The sequence below is a fragment of the Pseudomonas hunanensis genome (genome assembly GCF_013393325.1).
GTDB lineage: Bacteria > Pseudomonadota > Gammaproteobacteria > Pseudomonadales > Pseudomonadaceae > Aquipseudomonas > Aquipseudomonas putida_P.
In genome coordinates, this window is record NZ_QJRC01000016.1 from 1 (window position 1) to 513 (window position 513).

The 513-nt window shown below is 67.8% G+C and carries 1 protein-coding gene; it reads right to left on the reverse strand.

Annotation, left to right across the window (positions count from 1 at the left end; genetic code table 11):
- Positions 1-513 (reverse strand): Ig-like domain-containing protein (locus tag DM807_RS00190; protein WP_179026927.1); only part of this gene is annotated, 513 nt, incomplete at both ends.

Here is a 513-nt window from a genome sequence, read left to right on the forward strand (position 1 = left end):
GTGCCGTTGGCACCGACCACACCCGTGCCGATCACGTTGCCGTTGGCATCGCGCACTTCGACGGTGGCACCCGGTTCGCCGCGGCCGCTCAGGGCCAGGCCATCTGCACCGACGGTAATGTTGCTCACCGCAGCAGGCGGGGTGATGTCGGGGGCATCGAACTGCAGCGGGGCCGAGGTGTTGCCGGCAGCATCCACCAGGCGCACGTCGAGCGCTTCGCCGTTGGCTTGGGCAGGCGACAGGGAAATGCTGAACAGACCGTCGGCACCGACGATACCCGTGCCGATGACCGTACCTGCAGCGTCGCGCACTTGCACAGTGGCGCCCGGCTCACCGCGCCCGGTGAAGGTCACGCCGTCGGCCAGGGCCAGGTCTGTCGGTTGTGCGGGCGGCAGCAGGTCGGCTGAGGTGACCGAGCCCGGTTGGGAAACGTTACCAGCAGCATCGGTCAAGGTGACTTGCAGGGTACTGCCGTCGTTCACCACGGGGCTCAGGGCTACCACGAACGTGCCA